The organism is Bacillus sp. SRB_8, from assembly GCF_003264205.1.
Lineage (GTDB): Bacteria > Bacillota > Bacilli > Bacillales > Bacillaceae_G > Bacillus_A > Bacillus_A mycoides.
In genome coordinates this window covers 12,062-36,823 of sequence record NZ_NADT01000003.1, presented here as the reverse complement: position 1 = coordinate 36,823, position 24,762 = coordinate 12,062, and the positions used below count along the sequence as shown (strand labels likewise).

Annotated in this window: 25 protein-coding genes and 3 pseudogenes; 2 read left to right on the top strand and 26 right to left on the bottom strand. The window is 35.6% G+C overall.

What is annotated here, in order from left to right; all coding sequences use genetic code 11:
* Positions 1 to 160 precede the first annotated feature (160 nt).
* The 12 genes and pseudogenes from B5P40_RS00405 to B5P40_RS00350 all read right to left on the bottom strand — a co-directional run bounded on the left by B5P40_RS00405 (position 161) and on the right by B5P40_RS00350 (position 10,229).
* Positions 161 to 934: a flagellar basal-body rod protein FlgG gene (locus B5P40_RS00405; RefSeq protein WP_033728021.1), complete on the bottom strand. Its 774-nt coding sequence runs from the start codon at positions 932 to 934 to the stop codon at positions 161 to 163.
* A 43-nt stretch (positions 935 to 977) separates the two neighbouring features.
* A pseudogene (gene flhF, locus B5P40_RS00400) lies at positions 978 to 2,287 on the bottom strand (flagellar biosynthesis GTPase FlhF).
* A 14-nt stretch (positions 2,288 to 2,301) separates the two neighbouring features.
* On the bottom strand, positions 2,302 to 4,368 hold the full coding sequence (flhA, locus tag B5P40_RS00395) for a flagellar biosynthesis protein FlhA (RefSeq protein ID WP_002189082.1): 2,067 nt from the start codon (positions 4,366 to 4,368) through the stop codon (positions 2,302 to 2,304).
* 23 nt (positions 4,369 to 4,391) lie between these two features.
* Complete coding sequence (gene flhB / locus B5P40_RS00390) at positions 4,392 to 5,438, bottom strand: flagellar type III secretion system protein FlhB (RefSeq protein WP_113708672.1); 1,047 nt, start codon at positions 5,436 to 5,438, stop codon at positions 4,392 to 4,394.
* Positions 5,439 to 5,448: 10 nt separating this feature from the next.
* Positions 5,449 to 6,210, bottom strand: coding sequence for a flagellar biosynthetic protein FliR (locus tag B5P40_RS00385; protein WP_002189079.1), 762 nt, complete (start codon positions 6,208 to 6,210; stop codon positions 5,449 to 5,451).
* Between the two features lie 15 nt (positions 6,211 to 6,225).
* On the bottom strand, positions 6,226 to 6,501 hold the full coding sequence (locus tag B5P40_RS00380) for a flagellar biosynthetic protein FliQ (protein WP_002011993.1): 276 nt from the start codon (positions 6,499 to 6,501) through the stop codon (positions 6,226 to 6,228).
* A gap of 33 nt (positions 6,502 to 6,534) precedes the next feature.
* Positions 6,535 to 7,293: an EscR/YscR/HrcR family type III secretion system export apparatus protein gene (locus B5P40_RS00375; RefSeq protein ID WP_113708671.1), complete on the bottom strand. Its 759-nt coding sequence runs from the start codon at positions 7,291 to 7,293 to the stop codon at positions 6,535 to 6,537.
* Positions 7,290 to 7,610 carry a hypothetical protein gene (locus B5P40_RS00370; RefSeq protein WP_000121176.1) on the bottom strand — a complete coding sequence of 107 codons (321 nt, stop codon included), beginning with the start codon at positions 7,608 to 7,610 and terminating at the stop codon, positions 7,290 to 7,292. The genes B5P40_RS00375 and B5P40_RS00370 overlap by 4 nt, the downstream gene beginning before the upstream one ends.
* A gap of 12 nt (positions 7,611 to 7,622) precedes the next feature.
* Positions 7,623 to 7,982: a flagellar motor switch protein FliN gene (gene fliN, locus B5P40_RS00365; protein ID WP_002031054.1), complete on the bottom strand. Its 360-nt coding sequence runs from the start codon at positions 7,980 to 7,982 to the stop codon at positions 7,623 to 7,625.
* 10 nt (positions 7,983 to 7,992) lie between these two features.
* A complete protein-coding gene (gene fliM / locus B5P40_RS00360; RefSeq protein ID WP_113708670.1) occupies positions 7,993 to 8,979 on the bottom strand; it encodes a flagellar motor switch protein FliM in 987 nt (328 codons plus the stop codon).
* A gap of 14 nt (positions 8,980 to 8,993) precedes the next feature.
* Positions 8,994 to 9,218, bottom strand: a complete 225-nt coding sequence (locus B5P40_RS00355) for a flagellar motor switch protein FliN (protein WP_002189074.1) — start codon at positions 9,216 to 9,218, stop codon at positions 8,994 to 8,996.
* A 222-nt stretch (positions 9,219 to 9,440) separates the two neighbouring features.
* The gene (locus B5P40_RS00350; RefSeq protein ID WP_002189072.1) at positions 9,441 to 10,229 is read right to left on the bottom strand and encodes a lytic transglycosylase domain-containing protein; all 789 of its coding nucleotides are present in this window, start codon (positions 10,227 to 10,229) and stop codon (positions 9,441 to 9,443) included.
* Between the two features lie 246 nt (positions 10,230 to 10,475).
* Here B5P40_RS00350 and B5P40_RS00345 point away from each other — a divergent pair, with 246 nt between their 5' ends.
* Together B5P40_RS00345 and B5P40_RS00340 are read left to right on the top strand one after the other, a co-directional pair.
* Positions 10,476 to 11,423 (top strand): flagellin N-terminal helical domain-containing protein, encoded by a 948-nt coding sequence (locus B5P40_RS00345; RefSeq protein WP_113708669.1) that lies wholly within the window; start codon positions 10,476 to 10,478, stop codon positions 11,421 to 11,423.
* 256 nt (positions 11,424 to 11,679) lie between these two features.
* Positions 11,680 to 11,871: pseudogene (locus B5P40_RS00340) on the top strand (flagellin); the annotation flags it as partial.
* 193 nt (positions 11,872 to 12,064) lie between these two features.
* Here B5P40_RS00340 and B5P40_RS00335 read toward each other — a convergent pair.
* The 14 genes and pseudogenes from B5P40_RS00335 to B5P40_RS00255 all read right to left on the bottom strand — a co-directional run bounded on the left by B5P40_RS00335 (position 12,065) and on the right by B5P40_RS00255 (position 24,757).
* A complete protein-coding gene (locus B5P40_RS00335; RefSeq protein WP_002189068.1) occupies positions 12,065 to 12,841 on the bottom strand; it encodes a TerC family protein in 777 nt (258 codons plus the stop codon).
* 185 nt (positions 12,842 to 13,026) lie between these two features.
* Positions 13,027 to 13,227: a Ger(x)C family spore germination C-terminal domain-containing protein gene (locus tag B5P40_RS00330; protein WP_003188425.1), complete on the bottom strand. Its 201-nt coding sequence runs from the start codon at positions 13,225 to 13,227 to the stop codon at positions 13,027 to 13,029.
* Between the two features lie 101 nt (positions 13,228 to 13,328).
* Positions 13,329 to 14,260: pseudogene (locus B5P40_RS33245) on the bottom strand (spore germination protein); the annotation flags it as partial.
* A 222-nt stretch (positions 14,261 to 14,482) separates the two neighbouring features.
* The gene (locus B5P40_RS00305) at positions 14,483 to 15,430 is read right to left on the bottom strand and encodes a DNA-binding domain-containing protein (RefSeq protein ID WP_002189066.1); all 948 of its coding nucleotides are present in this window, start codon (positions 15,428 to 15,430) and stop codon (positions 14,483 to 14,485) included.
* 561 nt (positions 15,431 to 15,991) lie between these two features.
* Positions 15,992 to 16,900 carry a chemotaxis protein gene (locus tag B5P40_RS00300; RefSeq protein ID WP_113708667.1) on the bottom strand — a complete coding sequence of 303 codons (909 nt, stop codon included), beginning with the start codon at positions 16,898 to 16,900 and terminating at the stop codon, positions 15,992 to 15,994.
* A 141-nt stretch (positions 16,901 to 17,041) separates the two neighbouring features.
* Entirely contained in the window at positions 17,042 to 17,527 is a 486-nt protein-coding gene (locus B5P40_RS00295; protein ID WP_002186242.1) for a hypothetical protein, read from the bottom strand.
* Between the two features lie 391 nt (positions 17,528 to 17,918).
* Positions 17,919 to 18,254, bottom strand: coding sequence for a DUF3964 family protein (locus B5P40_RS00290; RefSeq protein WP_002030948.1), 336 nt, complete (start codon positions 18,252 to 18,254; stop codon positions 17,919 to 17,921).
* Positions 18,255 to 18,303: 49 nt separating this feature from the next.
* A complete protein-coding gene (locus B5P40_RS00285) occupies positions 18,304 to 19,527 on the bottom strand; it encodes a flagellar hook protein FlgE (RefSeq protein ID WP_113708666.1) in 1,224 nt (407 codons plus the stop codon).
* Positions 19,528 to 19,544: 17 nt separating this feature from the next.
* Positions 19,545 to 20,123 (bottom strand): flagellar hook assembly protein FlgD, encoded by a 579-nt coding sequence (locus B5P40_RS00280; RefSeq protein ID WP_105589513.1) that lies wholly within the window; start codon positions 20,121 to 20,123, stop codon positions 19,545 to 19,547.
* Positions 20,124 to 20,126: 3 nt separating this feature from the next.
* Complete coding sequence (locus tag B5P40_RS00275; protein ID WP_113708665.1) at positions 20,127 to 21,239, bottom strand: flagellar hook-length control protein FliK; 1,113 nt, start codon at positions 21,237 to 21,239, stop codon at positions 20,127 to 20,129.
* A 13-nt stretch (positions 21,240 to 21,252) separates the two neighbouring features.
* Entirely contained in the window at positions 21,253 to 21,663 is a 411-nt protein-coding gene (locus B5P40_RS00270; RefSeq protein ID WP_002193139.1) for a hypothetical protein, read from the bottom strand.
* Between the two features lie 115 nt (positions 21,664 to 21,778).
* Positions 21,779 to 23,083, bottom strand: a complete 1,305-nt coding sequence (locus B5P40_RS00265; protein ID WP_113708664.1) for a flagellar protein export ATPase FliI — start codon at positions 23,081 to 23,083, stop codon at positions 21,779 to 21,781.
* Positions 23,080 to 23,766, bottom strand: a complete 687-nt coding sequence (locus B5P40_RS00260; RefSeq protein WP_113708663.1) for a FliH/SctL family protein — start codon at positions 23,764 to 23,766, stop codon at positions 23,080 to 23,082. Before B5P40_RS00260 ends, B5P40_RS00265 begins: the two co-directional genes overlap by 4 nt.
* A complete protein-coding gene (locus B5P40_RS00255) occupies positions 23,753 to 24,757 on the bottom strand; it encodes a flagellar motor switch protein FliG (RefSeq protein WP_002193142.1) in 1,005 nt (334 codons plus the stop codon). Before B5P40_RS00255 ends, B5P40_RS00260 begins: the two co-directional genes overlap by 14 nt.
* Between the last annotated feature and the right edge of the window lie 5 nt (positions 24,758 to 24,762).

Sequence of the window (24,762 nt, the reverse complement as noted above, 5' to 3'; positions counted from 1 at the left end):
ATGATATTGATAATCATTATCATTTTATGGTGTAACTATAATAAAAGCAACAATAAAGTGAAACTTTAATCAGAGGAGGAGCTCCCATCCTCTGATTATTAGCCTTCACCAATCGGGCTTTTGCGGGATAAAAAAAAGACCACCACTAATTGGAAGTCCTTTATCTCAATATTTCATTCGCTTCTTTTTCATAAATTTTATCAAACGAAGTCATGATGCGCTGCGATGCTTGAATCATTTTTTGATTCGTCATAAGGTCAGCCATTTCTTTCGTCATATCCACATTTGAATTTTCTAGCATATGATTACGTACTGCCCCTGTTCCATTCGGTAAATCAGCAACGTTTCCTTCTGCTAGTGTAAAACTTTTATTTTCACGTTGTACGAGGCGAGCGTTCGTTTCTACGTCTACTGTTTTCGTTTGCAGACGGGCAATATTATTTTGTGTTGCTTCATCGTATAATGTACCGTCTGCTTGTACAGCTACCTTTGCTCCTTCTGGAATACGAATACGTTCATTATTCTCACCCATTACGAAAGCACCAGATGCTGTTTGTAAATAACGATCACTATTTAATGTAAAGCTACCATCTCTCGTTAAAAATGTTTCATCATTTTTAGATGTAACGAAAAATGATGATGTGCCAGCCGCACCGTCGTCTAAAAAGAAATCTGTAGCACTATTTGTCATTTGTACATTTCCTTGTACTAAGTTCACATGCGTCGCAGCTGGTACGACAGCGTAATCGACCGAGCCGATATTTGTCGCCGATCCGTCTCCGCGGCGATATGTGTCTTGCACATCAAATACTTTAGACGTCATGTTTTCTGCTTTAAATCCTGTCGTTTGGGCATTTGCGACGTTATTCGAATGAACATTAATATGCTGCATGTAATTCATCATACCCATAGAACCTATATAAAGACCGTTCATACTCGTTTGAATAAGGCAAGTGCCTTATTCTTCACCTCTTTTCTTACGATGTTTGTAACATTTGTTTTGCTAAATGTTCAGCTGTAGCGATATGTATATGTTGCTTCACGTCTTGTCCATCTGTCATTAATACAATTGGAGCTGATGATACAGCTGGAATTTTCAACAATTCACCGCTGCTCGCTGTTTCATCAAATTTCGTAAACACGATACCATCTATATGAATATCTTTAAAGTTCGTAATAATTTCAATCATGTCTTTACTTTTCATGGAAGCTGATAACGTTAAACAAATATAGTCTGGCTCTACTTGTCCCATCGTCTCAATCATCTCTTCAACTGTCTCTGACGTACGATAATTTTTACCGGCTGTATCTATTAATATATAATCGACGCGCGCTTCTTCTTTAAAATAACTGAGTGCCCTTGTCATAGCTGCTTCATCTCGCACAGCGATTACTTCTGACCCAATTGTTTTTACGTAATCTTGTAATTGCTGCACTGTTCCAATGCGAGAGTGGTCCGTCGTAATAAAACCAACTGTTTTTTCTTAGCATGAAACTGCCATGCCATTTTCGCAAGTGTCGTCGTTTTTCCAACACCAGTTGGACCTATTAATGCAATCGTTTGTACTTCTTTTTCAAATACGTTTTCAGTATTGAAATGAGATCTCATATCTTCCAATATGTATCCGATGACTTCCTCTTCTGTAATCATCGTTGCATTCTCAAACTTCACTTTTAATTTTTCAGCATATGCATGAATGAAATATTGTTCCACATCGTTTTGTTCTAACATCCGAATTACTTTTTGAATAATAAATGGCACAGATTCCTGCTTTTCTTTTTTAACAACTACTTCTTCTTTCTTTACAGGAACAGCTTGTTTCACAGCAGGCTGTTTTTTCGTTACTTTCGTCGCCTCCGTATGTTTCACAACGACAATCCCTTTTTCAAACAGTTGTAATAGTTTCTCTTTTTTTCTTGCCCATTCTTCACTATTTCCTGTTTGCATCGCTGCGTACGGCATAGAAGTCGTTACGTTTTCTAAATTGTGCAGTACCGATTGAATTCCATTTGCCTTCACAATTTCTTCTGAAGGTTCATTTACAACATCCATTAATTGTTCATGAAATTGAGTTACGCCTTCGTTACTTTCTTCCTGTTTATCTTCAGGAAAAGCGACTAACATTTCATAATTCTTCTTCCAAAAAAACGGGATGTTTCGTTTTACACTTTCATCGACAACGTAGTAATAATCTGTACCATATTGGTCAAATAACTTTCGATACAATTCATTTTTCGAAGCTGCTTTTATTCGCATTAACGCTTCTTTTTTTTCTGTACTTTCCATTACTTCACCCCCTACTATTCAATATAAGCAATTTGATCTACAACAATTTCTGGTGCTAATTCACTAATACATAATACTTTAGCTTCTATTTGATAACGTTCAAGAAGTCTCACAATCGCAAACCTGAAATCTTTTCTGCGTGTTAATAATACTGGCTCTCTTCCCATTAAACGAGCTTGTTTGAAAACGCGCTGTACTTGCTCTACTACTCGCGTTTCTAAATCTAAATCCCAGTTTAATAAATAACCTTGGTATGAATTATTAACAACATCCGCATCTAACTCGATTGAATCAGCGAAAAGCGCTGCATAAATTTTTCCATCAGGATTTTTCGCACTCTCACAAATAACTTTTGAAATACATTCACGAACAAATGCAGTGACACCATCAACATGGTTTTGATAAATTTCTTTCCCGTCAATAATACCTTCAATAATTGTTGGTAAATCACGAATTGAAATTCCTTCTTTCAGAAGTTGTTTAATAACATTTTGCACGAGTGATAAATCGATTTCTTTCTTCTTAATTTCTTCTAATAAAACGCCATTATCAGTTTCAAGCGAGTTAATCAAGTCTTTCACATGTTGACGCTGAATTAACTCATGAAGATTACGTCTAACGACAACATCTAAATGCGTAATTAATATGCTGAGCGGCTCTAACACCTGATAGCCTTTCATTTGTGCATCTTGTACCATATGCTCCAAAATCCAATATCCATCTTCACCAAAAATTGGATCTTTCGCCGGCTCTGCATCTAAATCAGCCATTACATTCGGTGTTTTCAGTGCTAATAAATAACCTGATTTTAAAACACCTTCAGCCGCCTTCGCACCTTTAATACGAATAATGTAACGTCCGCGTGGTCTAAAGCTCGTATTATCTTTAAAGTTAATTCCCGGAACGTTAATTCCAAGGTCGGTAATAATTGACTTCCTCATAAGAACAACTTTATCACGAGCTGTTTCCCCGTTAATCTTCTGCTTTACAAGTGCCGCTAAATCTAAACCGAGCTCTACGATAATTGGATATTTATCTGTAAAGACGCCGAATGAATCTTCCACTTGTTGCAGTTGCTCTTCATCGCCTTGAATCATTTCTAATTCTTTTTGAAGCTCGTCTTCTTTTTCTTTCTTTATTCGCTTTTTATTACGAACTCCTAAGAAAACAATCGTGCCTCCAACGAGAGCAAAGGGTAGAAATGGTAACGGTGTAAAAACACCCATTGCGATAAATAAACCACCGAGTGCATATACAACAACTTCATGCGCTAATAACTCTTTAAAGATTCCTTCAGTTACTGTATCAGATGAACCGTCAAATACTCGCGTTACGATAATACCTGTTGAAATCGCAAGCATTAACGAACCGATTTGGTTTACAATTCCGTCACCGACAGTTAACTGCGTATAGTGAATAGCCGCATCTGCAAAGCTCATTCCTTGCTGCATCATACCGACAATTAAACCGAAAATAATGTTTACGAATAAAATGACAATCCCGAAAATAACGTCCCCTTTAATGAACTTTCCGGCACCATCCATCGCTCCGTAAAACTCTGTTTCCATATTTAATTTTTTTCGTTTTGCCTGTGCATCTTTTTCTGTAATAAGACGCTGATTCAAGTCAGCATCGATAGACATTTGTTTCCCTGGTAAAGAATCAAGTGTAAAACGAGCTGCTACTTCAGCTGTACGAGACGCACCGTTTGCAACGATAAACTGGAATATGATTAAAACTATAAAAATAACGATACCAATTAATAAGTTCCCGCCAATTACGAACTGACCGAACTCTTCAATAACATGACCCGCATTTCCGTCTGTTAAAATCGCTCGCGTCGTCGAAACGTTAATCGATACGCGGAAAATCCCGATTAATAACAACATCGTCGGAAATGACTTTAATTCATCCCACTCGTTAATACTTGTAGCTCGCATATAAATAAGCACTGACATACTTAGTAGAAAAACGATAACGATATCAAGTATAAATGGTGGAAGTGGAATTAAGAGCGCCACAACGAATGACGCTGCTAAAAAGATAGAAAAATAGGTTCTTGCAGAATCCATCTTAAACAAAGAGATCCCCTCCAAACGCGCTATTATACTTCAAGTTCGTTCGTTTGAATTAAATAGCGCATAACTTCAATTACAGCTACGTATAAATCTTCTGGAATCGTCTCGTCTTCCTCAACTTGATAATATAAAGAACGAGCAAGCGGACGGTTTTCCACCATTGGTATTTCTTGTTCACGGGCAAGCGTTCGTATATATAATGCGAACTCATCTTCCCCTTTTGCAACGACAATAGGCGCTGCATCAACTTGTTTATTGTAACGAAGCACAACTGAAATGTGCGTCGGGTTGTTCACAATAAACGTTGCACCATCCATCTTCTTCGCAATTCTCCCTTGCAAGATGGCATGCATAAAGTTTTTTCGTTTCCCCTTTACTTGCGGGTCCCCTTCATTATCTTTATGCTCTTGTTTCACTTCTTCTATTTTCATTTTAATATCTTGTTCGTACTCCCATTTTTGATAAATGAAATCAATAATAGAAAGAACGATTAAAATAATTAAAATGGCTAGAAAGATAAATTTAATTTGGCTAATAATTTCAGTAAGTGACGCTGTCCAGTTAAATCCAATCATACTAACAATCTTCTCTAAATTCTTTTTAAAGAGAACGTACGAAACGTAACCGATTAATCCCATATAAAATAGTGATTTCAAAATATCTACTAAACTTTTACGACTAAACAATCTCGTAAAATAGTTTTTCGGATTAATACGTGATGCTTTCGGCTTAAGTACTTTAGAAGAAAATAAGAAACCGACTTGAATCATATAATTGAACAAATGAAAAGCATATACAAGTATTAATATAGGAGCCGATACTTTCAGAAGTAATATGCCCATTAAATAAAAATACTCGGTCGAATCTGTATTTTTTCCAATTTGATCAAACAGTACCGCTACGGAATGTGCGATCTCATAACCGAGCCAATCTCCGAAAAAGTAAACGACAACTGCTAATACAAGAATGGAAAATAAATTATTTAAATCTTTACTCCGGGCGATATTCCCTTCTTCACGCGATTTTTTACGCTTCTGCGGGGTGGCCTTTTCTGTTTTATTATCCTTTGCCATGCGCGTCCCCCTACTTCGTTAAGAAAAAGTTAAATAGTTTCGTATACTCTTCCAGTAATACGTCTGTCATATTTTTAAACACATAACCGAGCATCGGTACACTCATCGCAATAAACAAAATACCACACGTTATTTTAATTACGTACGCATTCATAAAAACGTTTAATTGCGGTGCGTTTTTTGCGATTAAAATAAGAACGAAGTTAATGATGAATAAGCTCCCCATAAGCGGCAAAGCAATTTCGACCGCTGATGTAATTGCAAATAATAACGTTGCGAGTAAACTATCTAAAAAACTAGTCGTCAACAATTTTGAAATCGCCTCTGTATATTGAAACGACTTTAAAATCGTGGCAACGAAATAGTTAATGCCGCCAAGTGAAATGAAAATAATAAGAAAAAATATATCAAAAATTGTTGATAGTAAAGTAGACTGTGATCCTGCATTTACATCAAATAAACTTGCCTGTGATAAACCGATATCAAAGTCTAAAATATGCCCTGCCATTTTTGGAATGTTCCACAGCATCTCTACAATTTTTGAAAGTGATAACCCAATTACAATTTGCGTTCCTGCATAAGCTGCTACATCCCAAACTGTCTTTATGTGAGAGACATCCACTTGATCTGCCACTGTAATCGAAAGAGCGATTCCAAATGTAACCTTTGCCATCGCCGGAATTGATCGGCCTGAGAAAAACGGTAGAAAATATAAAAATGAAGTAATGCGACAAAACGCAAAAAACGTCGCCGCCCATAATTCCATATTCATTTCAGTTCACCTATCTTAGTACGAACGCAATAGCGATGGGATTTTATCAAATAAATCTAAAATAAGCATCGTTAACTCTTGAAACATCCACGGACCTAAAATGATAATAACGAGCACAATACTCGCCATTTTCGGTAAAAACGTCAGCGTTTGCTCTTGAATTTGCATCATCGCCATAATAACCGCGATAATAATAACGACAATCATACTTACAACGGCAATCGGCATTAAAATCATAACCCCTTTATAAAAAAAGGTTTGGAAAATATCTATAATTGGTGACGTATTCATTTATATGACTCCTATCACATAGCATCAAACGCTTCAGGCGACCGTCTTAAACATAATATCGACGATTTTTGTATATCCACCTAAATATACGAAAACGAGTATTTTAAATGGTAAACTTAAAATCATCGGCGGTACCATCATCATCCCAAGGTACATTAAAAGTGTACTAATAATTAAATCAATAAAGACAAACGCTAAATAAATGAACATCCCTGTAAGTAAACCTTTTTGAATTTGCGTTAACGTAAAGGATGGCACAAGCGTAAACAGTGAAAGATCCTTTAAATCTTTCGGCAACTCTTCTCCGCGCACTTTCAGCATCATTTTCAAATCATGCTTATACGTATGCTTCGACATATAATCTTTCATAATCGGAGCTGTCGTCTCCGCAGCTTGACTTACTGTTATTTTTTCTTTCGTCATCGGGTCCCACACATCACTCTTTAACTGACCAAGTACTGGTTGCATCGTAAATAGTGATAAAAATAATGCAAGTCCAACAAGCACTTGGTTCGGTGGTAAATTCATAACCCCAAGTCCTTGACGAGTAATCCCAAGAACAATCATAAAATACGTAAATTGCGTAAATAAAAGAACGATAGAAGAAGATAATGATAGAAGGGTAACGAGTGCGAATAGTTGTACACTTGAATTACTCGTAAACTCTTTTCCATTTTCGAAATTAATAAAGCCGTTCGGGGCTGCATACGCTGGATTTACAAAAACAAATGAAAAAATAATAGAAAATACGAAAATAACGGCAAATAACGATAACTGTTTCTTTATTCTCATGATGGATCCTCTACTTTTTTCGTTTCACTCTTCACCGCGTCTTCTAGCGCTTGCTGAAACTGATTTCCTGTTCCTGTTAACTGCACAGATTGTACACCGTTATTACTAATAACAGTGAACACTTGCTTTCCGTCCACTTCAAACAAAAAGGCGCTCGTTTGATGATTTAAATATACGCCGTCTTTCACTTGAATATGGCCGTTTTCACCTTGCTTAAAAAACTGCTGTTTGCGCGTCTTTTTCGTCATATAATATGCACCATAGCCGAGCGCACCAAACAGTAAAACGACTTGAAATAAGGTCGTCATATACGACATATGACTCCTCCTCTACTCTTTATCCTGCATTTGATTTTGCGCCTTCATAAGCGCTGCATGTTTCTTATCAGCTTCAATTTCAGAAATAATAATGCCGAATTTCTCATCCATTACTATCGCTTCACCAATACCGACCTTCATATCACTTAAATATACATCTACTTTATGTCCTAAATTTTTCTCTACTTCAAGAACATCGCCAACTTTTAATTGCTTCACATCACCAAGCTTAATAGATGACTTCCCAAGCTTTACTCCAAGTTCAATCGAAATATCCGAAACGGTATCAATATGTGCCTTCCCCGCTTCATTTCGCTTCCCTGCAAATTCTTCTAATCCCATTAATGACACAGGAGATACTTCATGCTTCATATAGATCCTCCTACTCTATAAAACTTTTAAATAGGAGCGCCTTACGCGTTCCATCTTTCCCGATAAAACAATTAAATTTATGTTTTCCATCTACATAACCACGCAGTTGGTCTGTTACTTTCGTATGAAGCGGAATAATATCGCCTTCTTCAATTTGCTCAATCTCGCCCATTGTCATTTTCTGCTCACCAATCGCAACGTGAACAGGCTTGTACACTTGATTTACTTTCACTTCTACTTCAGACGTATACTTTCTACGCTTATCTGAAGAATGTTCGACAATATTTTCAGACGTTAACTTATCCATAATTTCTTCAACAGATAAGAACGGAATACCGATACGAACTGTCGTATTCCAAAAATCCGTTTTCATATTTACGTTTAATAGTGAAATAATATCGCTCGCTGTCGTAATCTTCAGCGTATTCGGATCTGTCTCCGTCGTTACAAATTTCGGTTCAATCGCAACAACGCTTTCAAATGATTGTTGCAAATTTTTACAAAGAAGAGTAAATATATTATCAAGTGTTAAAAACTCAAACGCCGTTAATGGTCTACGCATTAGAAAGTTACGCTTACTATCTCCGCCAAGCCAGCATTCATGAATATAAATAACGAACGCTAAATCAATTTCAATTACAATTTCTCCAAGCTCTGGAAGACCGAGATCAATAACACAATATAAATAATAATCTTTCGGCATTTTCTCCACATACTCACTCGTAAACGGAACTTGCTCAACGGTCGAAGGCTCTAGTTCAATTGGAATACGCATACGCGCTGACAACGTCTGTGACGTCTGTTTGCCAAAAGTAGACGCAATCGCTTGCAAACTACGTAAATGCTCAACACCGAACTTCTCCGGTCTATTAAAATCATACTCTTGAAATTTATCTTGCTTCCCTGCTTCTTGTGCGAAAGCTGGCATTTCCTCGCCTTCATTTACCGCCTTCAGTAGGGCATCAATTTGCTCTTGACTTAATTTATCGCTACTCATGAAAATCCCCTTCCCTACCTTTTCAATTCAACAATTTCAACGTACATTTTTCCATTCTTCGTCAAAATCTTTCCGGTTCCAATCTCTTCATTCTCAAGCATAATAAGCACCGTATTTTTCGTTGAATTTTCAAGACGATACAATGTACCTTTCGTAATATGAAGCAGATCTTCAATTTTCTTTTTTGTATTTCCGATTTCAAAATAAATTGTTAACGGAATATCATCTTGTAATTTCAAATCTAGCCAACTCCCATATCATGTTAACGAAAATTTCATATTCTCTATTTATCCCGCTATTTGCGGGCAGTAAGACCCCTACCTCAAAATTCAGCGAAAGCAAAGAAGTTAGGCGGAGGGGCAACTGCCCGTAAAAGCCCGATTGGTGAAGGCTAATAATCAGTGGGGGATGAACAAAACCCCCACTGATTAAAGTTTCACTTTATATATAAATGAAATTTCTTATTTCGAAACGTCTATATTCAATATTTTCTTTATATATCCTTGCGTTTCTTTAAATGGCGGTACGCCTCCGTACTTTCTCACATTACCAGGACCAGCATTATAAGAAGCAAGCGCTAGTACGAGATCACCGTTATGTTTCTTTAAATAACCGCTTAACTCTTTCACACCGCCTTCAATACTTTCAGCTGGTGAAAATGGATTTTTTATACCCATCTCTTTCACATTTGCTGGCATAAGCTGCATAAGCCCCATCGCTCCTGCATGTGACACCGTTTTCGGATTAAAATTAGACTCGACTTCAATCATTTTTTGAATTAACGTTTTCGGAATTCCATATGTATTACTTACGCGATCAATAATATCCTCATACTTACCTTCATTTGAAGAACGTATTTTCCGAATATTATATTTATTCGTTAATCCCCACGTATCAGCAGGCTCATTTTTCGTTTCTGGGAAACGTCGCTCAAACTCTTTTTGTGCAACTTGCACTTCATCTACTTTCTTCGTTTCAGCTTTCTCCTCAGGCTTACTCGTTTCCTCTACTACTTTATTAATAGGTTCTTCCGGTTTATTAACAACCGTTTCTATTTTCATAGATTGTACCGGCTGACTCATATCCTCTACTTTTGCCGTTTGCGGAGCAACCTTCGTCTCCTTCGCAGGTTCACTTTGCAATTGATCTTGAAAACGACTACTAACGAACGCCTGCGGACTACTTAATTTTTGCTGAAATTGTCCTTTTTTATATGCAAGAACTTCTTTTACTATATTTCCAACTACCATAATATCACCTTTTCGATAAACAAAGATAATCTAATATTAGATTTTTTTTTAAAAGTTTGCAATAATCCTTTGCAATAAAAAAATGACTATATTGTTAAACTGTTATTTTTTTATATTTATTAATTCGGATTTTTAGTTGACACCCTTTGTAGCAAGGCTTACAATAAATCTCGAAATCGATTTTTTCGCATATTACCGTTTTTTAATTTGCAGAAAAGTCAATATAAAAAAATGGGGGTTCTTCACATGAGAATCAATACAAACATTAATAGCATGCGTACGCAAGAATACATGCGTCAAAACCAAGACAAAATGAACGTTTCTATGAACCGTTTATCAAGCGGTAAACGTATTAACAGTGCAGCTGACGATGCAGCTGGACTTGCAATCGCTACTCGTATGCGTGCAAAAGAAAACGGATTAGGTGTTGCATCTCGTAATACACAAGATGGTATCTCTATGATTCGTACAGCTGATTCAGCAATGAACTCAGTATCTAACATCTTACTTCGTATGCGTGACCTAGCAGTTCAATCTGCCAACGGTACAAACACAAACGAAAACCGTGGTGCACTAGAAAAAGAATTTTCTGCATTAAGAGATCAAATTGATTACATTTCAACAAACACTCAGTTTAACGGAAAAACATTATTAAATGGTGATAATGGATCTATTAAAATCCATAGTTATGATGATGGACAAGCAACTGCTGCAACAGGATCAGCAGCTCCTGTTGTTGATCCTGGTACTGATCCTGGTACTACAAAACCTGCTATTAACGGCACTATCGATATCAAACTAGCAAATGTTACAAGTGCTAATTTAGAAGGTAATGAAAAGAAACTTAACCAAATTTCTATCTCAGCAACAAACGCAGGCACTGCTGGAACTGAAGATGATACTACTGCTATCAATAATGCTAACGATGCAATTAAAGCTATCGATGGTATGATCGCATCTATCGCAGGTAGCCGTGCTGATTTAGGTGCTACATTAAACCGTCTAGACTTCAATGTAGAAAGCTTAAATAACCAAGCTTCTAACATGGCATCTTCTGCTTCTCAAATCGAAGACGCTGACATGGCGAAAGAAATGTCTGAAATGACTAAGTTCAAAATCTTGAACGAAGCTGGTATCAGCATGCTTTTTCAAGCAAACCAAACTCCACAAATGGTTTCTAAATTATTACAATAAGCCATTTGAGTTAGTTTCATGAACAAACCTCTCTGCTTGCGAAGAGGTTTGTTTTTTCTATATAAATAGATTAATAGATTTCTTTTCAGCCTGGAGAGAAGCTCCAGCCATATTTAGAAGCGATCAGGGCTTATTTTATCCTCGTCCTGTGTATGAAAACCAAAAGATAAAGTGAGCATAAGCCCTTTTTTCTCTTCATAGCCGTTTATTAGCGTTAGAATACTGACCATATATCAATCTATAAGGAGTGTCCAATATGCGTATTAGTACAAACGTTTTAAGTATGAACGCTAAGTTAGCTTTATATAAGAATGAGCAGAGTATAAATGTTGGGATGGAGCGTTTAGCGACTGGTAAGAAGTTAAATGCTGCTTCTGATAATCCTGCGAATGTGACAATTGTGACTCGTATGCGTGATTTAGCTGTTCGATTTGCAATTAGTGCAAATTCTTTCGAATAATGTGCTAAAAGGACAAAGCATATAATGCTCTGACCTTTTTTAGTAATGATTCTACTCCAATCGTTCTCTTTAATGTAAAAAAAGAAACTATATATTGAATAAAAATTAGTATAGTTTCACTCCGTATTCCTTAAATTAGAAAAGAACAAATGTTTAAAACGCTAAATACAGTTAATGATACTTACCTTTCGGGATTATTTTCGGCTGACTTATTTCCCGGTGCAAACCAACCAATTAGTGCGATGGCAACTAATACTCCATAGAAGATTAAAGTCCAAGTTGTACTGTGCGGAAAATCATCATTTAAAATACCAATGTCCTCATGAGCCAGTGTAATTACAGCTAGTTTGACACCAACCCAAGCAACAATCGCATATGCCGTTGTTTCCAATGCTGGCCGTTTCTCAAGAAGCCCAACAAACCAAGTTGCCGCAAATTTAATTAAAATAAGTCCAGCGATCCCTCCAAGAAGTACAACAATGAACTGTCCTCCATCCATACCTCCGAAATCGTCAAGCGGTGAATCCGGAAGCCCCAGAGCAAGAGCAACCGCAGCTAATATCGAATCAATTGCAAACGCGAGGTCAGCTAATGCAATCTTCCCTACTGTGAACCAGTAGCTTTTACCTGCCGCTTTCTTTTCATCGTCCTTATGAATATTTTGATTGCCTTTTCCGAATTGCGCCTGAATGACATGCTTCAATCCTAAATAAAGAAGATAGGCTGCTCCTATCGCTTGTATTTGCCAAACATTTGCAATAAATGAAATGGCAAATAGGGCTGCAAATCGAAATACAAAGGCCATAATGATTCCGTAATTTATAGCTCTTTTTTTCTCTTCTTCGGGTAAATGTTTCGCTATAACTGCTAGTACAAGGGCATTGTCAGCTGATAACAAACCTTCTAATCCGATTAGAATTAATAATGCCCAAGCATACTCTAGCCATATTGACTCCATCCGTTTCTCTCCTTTCTAAAATTAAAATCAGATAAGGGCTTTGCTATCAATAGAATTTCCTATTAAGCCAAATTAAATCCTAAAACTTATGGCTAAAACATTTTGACAGTTACTTTTCTGTCCTCTATTTGTTATAAGTTGAAATCATTTAATAATCCCACTTTCTAAAATCTTTAATACCAGCGTTACTTTAACACTTGCTTCTGAAAATGTATTCGGCCATTCATTTTCGACTTTTTCCAATGCTCATATTGAAAAGTACGTGCATAGTCACCAAATCCAAATGGATCTAGCTTCTGCCTTTGTACTTTATGAATTAGATCATTTAAATCATGATTTAGCTGTATCATAATAAGTGCAACTAGTTCCCCTTTATCTTTCTTCATATTTACATCGAATGTACGCTCGGCAATAGATAAATCAAATGACTATCTTTAAGAAGAATTACTTCATAATGAAAGGAAATCATAGCAATATAAAGAGCCTAAGCAAAGATCGCAATAAATAATCCCGTGAGGCGAAGTAGCCATGTAAATGATGCTATAGCTATCCTTAAGCTGTAATCATCCATCGTTTGAAAAAATGATAAAAAAGTCATCGGACCAATTAACACACCTGGTGAACAATCGCAATTCGGCCCTTCAAAATATGATGCGAAGTTGTATCTGGACGTTCGGTTATAGAAAACTGTGGGAATAGTGTATATGAATTATCTTCAACGAGTCCCTCTAATGTACCGGTACTGAGAATAGCATCAATGTTGATTGATTTTATACGACTTGCCATTTCGTGGACGACAGTTTCATTTGTAACATCTGCTAAATACAGCATAACAATTTTTGAATTTGCCCGATCTCCAACAGTGAACTCTTTCACCTTCAATTCACGATTTGGAATATATCAGCGAATGAAGGCAATACTCTCGCTAGCTACTTCCGTAAAACCTTCGTGTGAACTTTTTAATGAAGTTTCAGTTGTTGGTTCCTGAATACTCCTCTTAGGTGCCCCTGCGTGTCTAACTCTAACGCTGTGTACTGACCATCTATAAGCAAAATGCTTTTACCATGTAAAATAGCCTATTCGATTTCTAATCATTTTTTTACCTTCTTAATCTGCCCAATAGAAATTGAAGACTCCCAAAAATCTTTTTCATTCCATTCTTGAAATAAGAGAGGTCGTAGAACATCCGTATTAATGACATTTTTGTCTACTAACCCCTCCATATACACGAGCGTGACTCTTTGTCCGCTTTTCAACGGAAAACTTCTTATAACTAGCTCTGGAATTCCGCTAAATAGTTTGGACAATTGCTCTAGGTTTATAAGACATAGAAGAAACCGAACCGTTTATTACAATGTCAGCTTGTTCCTGCGTAGAAAAAGATTTTTCACCTCGTAACCATTTATGAAAAGAATCCATACATTCACCTTTTTCGTTGTTGTGTTTCATATGGGTTATTATGGATGAATACTTAAAGACATATACTCTTCTTTAGGTTATGAAGAATCTATGTTGTTTTATTATGAGCAGTTAATTATTTAAACTTACATATTTTCACAATATAAAAGTAAATAAGAAACCTGTCTCCAAAAGATCGTTTTTGACGATTTTTAGAAACAGGTTCTTTTTTGTATCCTATATTTAAGGTGTTACTGTCATAACTTGCCCTCTACGGTCGACCATTATTTTCATTTTACCGTCTTGTGCGTTATATAATCCAAGTTTATTTAAATCTTTTTTACAACATTTTACGAAAGTCGGTAACGTACGAAGTTGATCAATATCAGAGCTAGTTATGAAATGAATCAGATACTGCGTTAAATCTTTAATATCGTAAATGAGTTCTTCTTTTTCTCGTATTAACTTATCATTTTCAGCTCGTAGTAACTGTAATTCACCCTCAAGACCACGTGTGTTTTTTTCATCTTTTGAACGCTCTGCGGCCATGCTAGAAAGTTTATAAATCCCTTTCATAAACTTATGTAATTCACCTTCTTTTTCTTCACCATGTTGATTAATTGTTTCAAAATTATCAACAATTCCAGATATAACTGTTACGAGTTTTTTTTCATCTGCTTCATTTTGAATTTCTTCGATTACTTCCTGTTTTCTCTCCTGTTTCATCTTAGAAGTTGTTTCTTTTGCAAATGTATATTTACGTTTCCGCCCAGGTTTTTGTTTTTCAATATTTTCAAACGGTATCTCTTGTTTCTTCAATTTATAATATGTGTTTTGCAATTGACTTTCCGTTTTTTGAAAAAGATTCAGTTCATTTTTACTAATATATTTTGAAATATTTGCGATGTTTAACCCGTGACGTTGACAAAATTGATACACTTCATAAAGTAATTCTAGTTCAGACTTCAGCCATGTAATCGTTGATTTTTCGTAGGCTCGTATACCACCATTTTTCTCTATATCTATTTGAAATAATACCATTCTATTATATAAATCTATTAGCTCTTCATACTCTATGCGGAATTGTTTCTCTATTTTTTGAAATTCCGCTCCCAACTTCGTATCGTTCATTTTATCATTTGACATTTTTTTTAAAAGACTTAATACATTGATTGCTGTGTGGTGATACATAATACGTGTCACTCCCCCTCATTCTTTCACAATTCTCATATGACCCCCATGTCTTTCAAGAAAATAGAAATTTTTACATATCAACATTATAGCATTTCGAAATTGTCCGTCAAATGATAAATCTACAAAAAAAATCAAAAAACAATAGAAAAACTTTTTAGAAAATATATATATAAATAGTATAAAGTGGTATTAGTAGGAATCTATCCGATTATATCATATGGTATTTCCAATATAATTCCACCGAAAATTTGCGCCATCACGTAATTTCACCACTATATTTCCAAATAAAAAACTCAACTTTATACTAAAAGTAAGGAATACAGGATGAAAATTAAATTGAACTACACACAGCAATTTCAATATTTCTACATATTAAATAATAAAAAACGTCCTAGAATCAATTCCCCAGTCAAGAAGACGCTTTCAAATAAAACCGTGACTATAGAAAACAAAAACTATATTTGAAACACTCCCTCATTCTTTCTTTACATAAATGGAACAAAAAGAAGAACCACCCTGTACTACAGGATAGTTCCCTCTTCCAACTAAAAAGCTTTTTTATAACACTAACTTATCAACCAAACCAATTAACTCTTGAATATCCGGCTTACTCACTTGAGCATTTACTCCTACAGCCTCACCTTTATGGAACAGCTCATTCGTAATTAAAGAAGAGAAAATAATAACAGGTAAATGATTCATCACTTCACTATCCTTAATCACCCTCGTTAAATGATGTCCATCCATTTTCGGCATTTCAATATCTGTAATAAGCAGATGAATATGTTCAAACATTTTTTCATCTTGCTCTTTTGCTAGTTTTTCAATTTGCGCTAACGCTTCTGCACCATTGCTGAAGAAATTCATTTTCGTATATCCAGCTGTTGATAATGTTTCTTCTAGTATTTGGCGAAGCATCGCTGAATCTTCCGCAATATAAATAACCTTTTCAGCTCGATCTGTTTTTTGCTCTAATCCTGAAAGTGTTTTATTGTCATAACCACTGTTACTAATTTCGCAAACAATTTTTTCATAATCTAACAATAAGATAATTTTCCCATCTAGTTTTACAATTCCAGACGTCGTTTCTTCTAGTCCCATAGATAATGAAGCTGGCTCATCAATTTGTTCCCAAGAAATGCGTTGAATACGATGTACTTCATCAACACGGAAGATAACTTTCATTTGGTTTAATTCCGAGATAATAAATTTCGTTTGATCAAGTGGCTTTGTAGATTTTAAATTAAGAGCTGTCGCTAAGTTAATAACAGGTAAAATTTCGCCACGTACTTGAACAACACCTTCAACTGCATGATGAGATTCCGGCACAGTTGTAACAGGGAATGGATTAATAATTTCACGCACTTTCATTACATTGATACTAAATAAATTTTCACCCACAGTATAAGTTACGATTTCTAATTCGTTTGTTCCACTTTCTAATAAAATACTTTGTGCTTGTGACATAAAGGTGTCGCTCCCCTTCCATTAATTCCGTATATTTAATTATTAAGCTTTAATAACATCCAAAAGTCAACTACCTATATGAAAAATATAGATAGTTGCGTGAGCCTTGCCGTTTTAAAATAATAAAAACACTGGTAAAGCTTAATCTTGTATAAACGAAGCAAGTGCTTCTAGTAACACTTCTTGCGCTCCTACAATTTCTGTCGGCATCGCTTCCCATTTTTTCGAAAGCTCTGTTTCCACTCTCACTCTAAGCTCTGGATTCATTTCTCCTAGCACATATTCCTTTGTCGCTATATCGACATCAAGAAGTGCAAGTGCATATAATTCCGGATCGTTTATTTTTTCAAATAATTGTTTCAATACCGCCGGTGCTATATGTTTTAACTTTTCAATGTGAATTTCCTTATCCGAAAATAGTAACTCATATTGAATAAACGTAACATTTTCTTTAATCACTTTAAAATAGCAATTATTCTTTTTATCATTTACAAAATAACCGTTCAGATCTGCAATAATACTCTCTACTTGACGTATTAAATTAGGCAAACTACTCGCCATCATTACAGTACGTTGCTCAACCTCACTTGGCGAAATGAATGTAACGCGATACTTATTCTGCGCCATCCTCCTCACCTCTCCTTTTATATAAATTTAGTCTAATTGTACAACATAGCACAACTATCTTAAATTAATCTATATCTATTTCAAATCACTGCTCATAGGCCCTATATCTTCAAAGAGCGAAGAGGCACCACCTAAACACTTGGATTCCAGCCTCTCCAACTACCTTAAAACCACTACATATCTCTAGTCTTACAACATACGAGCCACTCATAAGCACTGACGGCTACTAAACATCGCTGGGCCCTCTCTCAAAACTTTAAATGAATACAACTATAATCGTTATTCATCTAAACTATCGGTTCACACATCTTAAACAATGCACGAACCACTCATAGGCACTGACCGCTACTACTCATCGCTAGGCCCTCTCTCAAAACCTAAAAGAAATCTTTTAAGCCCCTTTCAACAACTCAATGTTATTGAACCAAAAAGCAAGCTGCTGATCCGTAATATCCGGCAACATAACAAAAAACTCACGGCACTTCATCTCATCTTTAAACAGTTGATACTTCCAAACACCACTACTACCAATACTTACGAAGTAAAACTCGTGTATACGGCCAATGATTGCTTGTTTTTCACCAAACGAATATGGAGGCACTTGTTTGATTTCAAATTGATCTGGTAAATATACATGCTCTTCTCGTTCTATTTTTAACATTTGCTCAGCAAGCTCACGTTTATTTTCGAAAAAAGGCAATTGTAAAATTCGCTCTTGTCTTGTCATACGAATATAAAACCCTTCCTACTACGTTACAATTTTTCTTTACGATTTATTATTGAATTAAGTTCACAACTTCATTTAATACTTCATCTGAAATTTTGATTACTTTCGCATTTCCTTGGAATCCGCGTTGGTATAACATTAAATCAACGAATTCTACAGATAAATCTACGTTTGCACCTTCTTGTGCACTACCGCGTACTTTTCCTGCACCATTTTGACCAGATACACCCATTGCTAAAATACCCGTTGTATTTGTCGCTGTATAGTTACCATTACCAGTTTTCATTAAGCCGCCTTCGTTCGGGAACATTGCAACAGCTAATTGACCCGCAGCTTTCATACTTCCATCAGAATATTTCACCATCAAATATCCACCGTCAGCAATAAAGCAATCTTTAACAGTCGCTGCTGCTCTACCATCTACGTTTGTTACTGCTAATGTTTTTTCTGTCGGATGGTTTGTTAGTTTACTAAAATCTAAATTTACTGTGCCGCCATTAAATGGAATAGATGCTCCAGGATTTTGCTGATTTGGCTTTCCTACTGCATCAAACGTCATATCACCACCTGCGCCTTGAACCTCATTAAACGTTGTTTCTTTCTTCGAGTCGTTACGCATCTTTACTGTATATTTATAATTATGTTCACTAGTTTGTGTAAACTCCACGCGCATTGTCCATGTATTACCGGCATCATCGTATACAGGCAATTCTTGCGTAATTTGTTTTGCATCGGCTGGAATATTCCCTCCAACGACTCCTTTTGATGTTCGAATACCACCGATTGCTGATCCCATTGGAATTTGCAATGGTCCCGGGATACCAGATAAGTCAACATTACCAGTTGATGGATCTGCTGGATAAGCGAATACATATTGACCTTCTATATTCGTAATATAGTAATCTGAAGATATTGTAAATGTCCCTTTACGTGTAAATTCCATATTTCCAGCTTTTGAATCACCTACAACGAAGAAACCATTACCTTCCATTGCTGCTTGTGTTTTACCACCTGTTAACGTAATTGTACCATCGCTATAATCCGTAACCGTTCCGCTCATTTTTACACCGTTACCGATACTTTTAGGGTTCGTCCCTGCGTATCTATCATCACCTTTTGCACCAATTGAATTGTTGTATAATAAATCATCAAACATTGCTTTTTGTTTTTTATAACCAACTGTTTGTGCATTGGCAATATTATTTGAAGTTACACTTAATGCATTTTGTGTTGCATTCATCCCTGTAATACTTGTATATAACGCTTTAATCATAATGTATGGACACTTCCTTATGAATTTGTTGTTTTTACTTCTTCAACTACTTTTTGATCGGCTTCCTTTACATCTTCTGGATTCGTGTCTCCAATCTGTTTATCAGACACTCTTTCAACGAAACGAAGAGATACTACTTTATTATTAATAACGAGCTGTACATCGTTATTTTCTGCAAGGCGAACTGTCTCTACTTGACCAGTTACTTTGTTCCCTTCACCGTCAATACCTCTTACATACTTTCCTAAAAACTTCATTCCACCATCAAGCGCTGTCGAATACATCGTCGTTCTTAAGGAGTCAACTGCTTTGGTCATATTTTGTACTTGTTCCATAAGAGATAACTGCGCTGTTTGGTTCATCATTTGATTCATATCCATCGCATTAAATGGATCTTGGTGCTGGAAACTCGATAAAAACAATTTTAGGAAATCATCTTTCCCCATTACCCCAGGAGTCTTTTGCTCTCCTGCTGAAACTCCATTTGCTTGTTGAACTGGCGATTGTAAACCGTTAACAGGTACATTACTTTTTTGCGCTCCTGCTTGTAACGGAATATGATTTGTACTCGTTGTATTTAATCCAACTGTTGGCACGCTTTATTCCTCCAATAATCCCGCAAATTCTTTTGATTGTTGTTTCTCATGTTTCGTATTTGCTAATTTTTGCTTTTGCCTTTGCTCTTGTTCTCGCTGTTCTTTACGATTTTCATCTTTATCTGAATAGCTAATTTGAATATTGATTTCTTTTTCTTTTAACTTTAGTTTCAATTCATCAAAAATGATTTCAACACGTTTTTTCGCATCGTGTTTTTCCATTTCTACATGAACATCAATTTGGTCTCCATGTTTTTTCATAAACACAGTTAATATACCAAGTTTTTCTGGATTTAGCTGGAATAAAACGCGTTCTTGTTTCACTACAAATTTTTGTAGCGCCTCTACTTGCGCTTCCATTTTCTTTCCTAAGTCAGGCAATGAAACCTTCTCAGCGCCACCATTTGATTTTCCTATTTGATCGGTACTGGTCGCTTTATTTAATAACTCCACACCCGCAGAACTCGAATCGTTTAATGTATCAACTTCTGGCAAGTCTATCTTTACATCATCACTCTCTGATTTCGGAAGATCTACATCTAAGTCTTTAAATTCTTCTTGTTTCTTTGCAATATTACAAGTTTCTGATTCTACGACTTTTAATACTTGCAACATCTGCTCTGGCATCGTCACCTTGTCTAACGTCATTCGCATTGTACCTTCTAAATATATGGCATTTTTAATATTTATGTTTGAAAGAAGCTCTTGTAATTGCTGTAATTCAGCTGCGGGCAATTCGTTCAGTTTAATATTTCCGTATTCTTTATATAACTCTTGTATTTTTTGTATGTATTGATATAACAATTCTGACTGCACACGTAATTGCTCAATTGCAACCATTTGCTCAGATACAGATAATAATAACTGTTCTGTCTCTTTTTTTTCTTCTTTCTTAACAATAGGCTCTTCTTTCGTTACCGATTTTTTAGAAAGAATATAATCTTTTTTCTCTTCTATTGGTGCTTCTTCTCGTTTCGTTTTCTCCGTTTTCGGCTGCTTTTTATTTTCAATTCTCATTGTATTATCAAATGAAGAATTTTCATTTTTCGATTTTATTTCTAGCCCTTTTTCTTTTTGCGGAGGTAAACTTTGTTGCACCGGTAATACAAATTGCATCACTACATCCACCTCATCCGTTCATACACATTTTTAAATCAAGAAGCATTTTTTCTTCTAACTTTTCTTTTACTTCCACAAGCTTCTTACAATCTTCTTGATACATTTCATCAAGGACACGTTCTTTTTCTTTTATTTGCTCTAAAAGGCTTTCATTTTTTTGAATAAAACCTTCTGTTTTTTTAATTTTTCGATTCCATTCTTCTATTCTTTCAGGTGAAAATGTATGTGAAGACAGCATACCAGCCATAATACGTTGCCCAGTTTGTACGACTTTACTACGTGATTTCACAACATACAGATCATATTCTTTTTTTTGTTCTATTTTTCTTTTTTCAGCTGTTAGTTCATACACTTCTTTCAAGATTTGTTCTTTCTCTTGATTAATCTGCAATTTTATCGTGTCGTACTGCTGCTTATCCACCCGTTTTCATAGCCCCTTCCTATTATAACGTTCCCTTTTTCTATTATATAGTTTTTTCACAAAAAAATCTGTGAAATATTAAAAACAAAAAAATAAGACCTCAAGGGACGAGATCTTATACAATATGGTGCATTGCTTGGACAACACCTTCAAAATGAAAACTATCCGTTCGACCTTGTTTTAAAAACATATTTATAGCTTCCACTTTATTTTTACATTCAAAAATATAAGCATTTTCTTCATTTTCTTGAATTGTTCCTAGTTTAAAATACAATTCATTTTCTTTATAAATAGATAAAATTTTTCTCATTTCATTTGCAAGTTGCCAATGCTTCGGCGATACGATTTCTTCCATAATCCTACTAACCGAATCTAGTACAGAAATGGCAGGGTAATGACTAAGAGTTGCGAGCTCACGTTTTAATACAATATGTCCATCTAAAATACCACGAGCTAAATCTGGTACAGGACCATTTAAATCGTCACCATCAACTAGCACTGTATAAATACCTGTTATTGCCCCTTTTTGTGTTTTTCCGGATCGCTCTAATAACTTTTTCATATAACTTTCCATTAACAGTGTTTTACCACCAATTGGTAATTCTTTGACTGCAATGTCAACACTTCGGCGAGCATCAGCAAAACGAGTAACCGAATCCATCATAAGTAATACAATATTTCCTTGGTCACGGAAATATTCAGCAATAGATGTAGCAAGCTTTGCCGCACGAAGTTGCATAAGGTGACTTTCATCTGATGTCGCTACAACAACGACGCTTTTTTTCATGCCTTCTTCGCCTAATTCTTTTCGAATAAAGTCTTTTACTTCCCGGCCACGCTCACCTACTAAACTAATAACATTAATATCAGCTTTTGCGTTTTTTGCAATCATTCCAGGTAATGTAGATTTCCCAACACCTGATCCAGCGAAAATACCAATCTTTTGACCGATTCCAATCGTTAACATAGAATCAATCGATTTAATTCCCGTTTCAAATACATCTGTAATTTCTTCACGCTCAAATGCATGAATCGGCGGTGCATCTAATTTTATTTTTTGTACTGGAATATTTTCAGAATCTTCATTTAACACTTCTCCATTTGCACTTAACACTTTGCCAAGCAAATGATTACCACGGGGCACAACGACATCTTCTGCAATTAATGTAACTGAATCTCCGTAACACACTTTTTCTGTCTGTTCAAATGGGAGTAACATATTGTTTTCTTTTTCAATTGCAATAACTTCACATAAGACGCTATGTTCTCCAACGAGACAAACATCTCCAATCTTCGCTTTCGGACCTTTCGCTACAAAAAACTGCTCTTGTACACTATGAACTTTGCCAAATTTCGTATAAAACGGCGTTTCAATAAACGTATTCCATTTATTATGTTCGTTCATGAGCTTATTGTTCATACGTTTTGCTCCTCAAACAACTTTTCTTCTTCCCATTTATGACGAAGTTTCGCAAATATAGGTGCAAATTTAAATTCAAAGAACTCCTTCTCTTCTTCCAAAACAAATTCGCCAAACTGTAAAGAAAAATCATACTTCCATTCTACTAATTGTAGCAACCAATACTCTTTCGTATTTTCCTTCTCTTCTTGTATACGCTCAAATGTTTCTGGATGAACCGTTATAATTAACTTTTCAAATGAAGTAGGCAAAGTTTGAACGATACCTGTTAATATTGGCAGAACGTCTAATACTCGTGAATCTACCGCTTGATTCACAATTTTTTCTGCTAATTGAAAAGATTGATTCCATAATAACTCAGTCCATTCGTATGCCGTTTCTTGTTGCTCCTTTTGAAACTGCATACGCGCTGCTTCCATCTGTCCCATTTGTTCATGAATATGCATTTGAAACTCTTCTTTAGCCTGCAACAACTGCTGATGCTCTCGTTCTAACGTTTGTTGATGCTGCCTTAGCTGATTCATTTCAATATGCAATGCATCTTGCTGCGCAAGAAGTTCTGCATGATCTACTTGTATTTCCCCTTCATTGTGAACTGGTATTGGCTTTGGAAACTGTAATTCATACGTTTCCTCAGAAAAAGAAACAGAATTCTTCGGAATTCTGTTTTTAAATAAGGACATCATCTTCACCTCTTTGAATGATAACTCTTCCTTCTTTCTCTAGCTTTTTCACTGTACCTGTAATCGTTTGCTGCGCTTTTTCAGCTTCCGTCATCTTAAGCGGTCCTAAGCCATCTAACTCTTCTAAAATCATCTCTTTACGGTTTGAAGACATACATGTAAATAATTTCTCTTTAATTTCTTCTTTTGCAATTTTAATTGCTTTCGCAATAACACCGTTGTCTGTAATTTCCTCTAATACACGGCGAAGTGCAAGATCTTCAAGACCAAGTAAGTCTTCAAAGACAAACATATTTTCTTTAATTTTCTCAGATAACTCATAATCAACTTCATCGAGCTTTTGAAAGACTGTTTTTTCAACGCCTCGTGAAACATTATTTAAAATGTTCACAATCGTTTTCAAGCCATCTGTTTTATTAATAGCACTAAATGCCATATTATTTAATTTTGCTTTTAATAACTCACCAATTTGATTAATTAATTCACTATCTACTTGCTCTAGCTTCGCAATGCCCATTACCGTTTCTACACGCTTATGATCTGGTAATCTCTCAATTAATTGAGATGCTAATTGAGGCTTAATATAAGAAGCAATAATTGCTATCGTTTGTGGCGATTCATCATTAAGCACTGTAAGAAGTGGCTCTAAATCTGTTAGTGAATTTAAGAATTCAAACGGATTATCTTTATTGTACCAAAGGTCTTCTAATAATTTTTCCAAATCGTCTTCTGGCATATTTCTAAATATACGACGAATGTATTCTTTATCTGGGGTCACTAAATTCAATTCTTTTACATTTAGTTCATACAGAAACTCCCCTAGTACATTTTCTAACGTTTCTGCTTTATATACACGAAACTTCGCAATTTCACGAAGTAACACTTCTTTTTCCTCAGCCGTCATATATTCAATGACTTTTGCTGCCACCTCTTCGTCTAATGTACGAATGAGGATGGCAGCTTTTTCTTTGGAGGAGATTTCATCTAACATTGTTT

Coding starts and splice junctions, on each gene's coding strand:
- B5P40_RS00335 (WP_002189068.1), bottom strand. CDS start 12,841: ATGGAGTCAATATGGCTAGAGTATGCTTGGGCATTATTAATTCTAATC.
- B5P40_RS00275 (WP_113708665.1), bottom strand. CDS start 21,239: ATGCAATTTGTATTACCGGTGCAACAAAGTTTACCTCCGCAAAAAGAA.
- fliM (WP_113708670.1), bottom strand. CDS start 8,979: ATGAGTAGCGATAAATTAAGTCAAGAGCAAATTGATGCCCTACTGAAG.
- B5P40_RS00405 (WP_033728021.1), bottom strand. CDS start 934: ATGAACGGTCTTTATATAGGTTCTATGGGTATGATGAATTACATGCAG.
- B5P40_RS00370 (WP_000121176.1), bottom strand. CDS start 7,610: ATGTCGTATATGACGACCTTATTTCAAGTCGTTTTACTGTTTGGTGCG.
- fliN (WP_002031054.1), bottom strand. CDS start 7,982: ATGAAGCATGAAGTATCTCCTGTGTCATTAATGGGATTAGAAGAATTT.
- B5P40_RS00260 (WP_113708663.1), bottom strand. CDS start 23,766: ATGTCCTTATTTAAAAACAGAATTCCGAAGAATTCTGTTTCTTTTTCT.
- B5P40_RS00385 (WP_002189079.1), bottom strand. CDS start 6,210: ATGAATATGGAATTATGGGCGGCGACGTTTTTTGCGTTTTGTCGCATT.
- B5P40_RS00290 (WP_002030948.1), bottom strand. CDS start 18,254: ATGACAAGACAAGAGCGAATTTTACAATTGCCTTTTTTCGAAAATAAA.
- B5P40_RS00265 (WP_113708664.1), bottom strand. CDS start 23,083: ATGAACAATAAGCTCATGAACGAACATAATAAATGGAATACGTTTATT.
- B5P40_RS00295 (WP_002186242.1), bottom strand. CDS start 17,527: ATGGCGCAGAATAAGTATCGCGTTACATTCATTTCGCCAAGTGAGGTT.
- B5P40_RS00375 (WP_113708671.1), bottom strand. CDS start 7,293: ATGAGAATAAAGAAACAGTTATCGTTATTTGCCGTTATTTTCGTATTT.
- B5P40_RS00285 (WP_113708666.1), bottom strand. CDS start 19,527: ATGATTAAAGCGTTATATACAAGTATTACAGGGATGAATGCAACACAA.
- B5P40_RS00305 (WP_002189066.1), bottom strand. CDS start 15,430: ATGTATCACCACACAGCAATCAATGTATTAAGTCTTTTAAAAAAAATG.
- B5P40_RS00350 (WP_002189072.1), bottom strand. CDS start 10,229: ATGGTAGTTGGAAATATAGTAAAAGAAGTTCTTGCATATAAAAAAGGA.
- B5P40_RS00380 (WP_002011993.1), bottom strand. CDS start 6,501: ATGAATACGTCACCAATTATAGATATTTTCCAAACCTTTTTTTATAAA.
- B5P40_RS00300 (WP_113708667.1), bottom strand. CDS start 16,900: ATGTCACAAGCACAAAGTATTTTATTAGAAAGTGGAACAAACGAATTA.
- B5P40_RS00345 (WP_113708669.1), top strand. CDS start 10,476: ATGAGAATCAATACAAACATTAATAGCATGCGTACGCAAGAATACATG.
- B5P40_RS00255 (WP_002193142.1), bottom strand. CDS start 24,757: ATGTTAGATGAAATCTCCTCCAAAGAAAAAGCTGCCATCCTCATTCGT.
- flhB (WP_113708672.1), bottom strand. CDS start 5,438: ATGGCAAAGGATAATAAAACAGAAAAGGCCACCCCGCAGAAGCGTAAA.
- B5P40_RS00330 (WP_003188425.1), bottom strand. CDS start 13,227: ATGAAGAAAGATAAAGGGGAACTAGTTGCACTTATTATGATACAGCTA.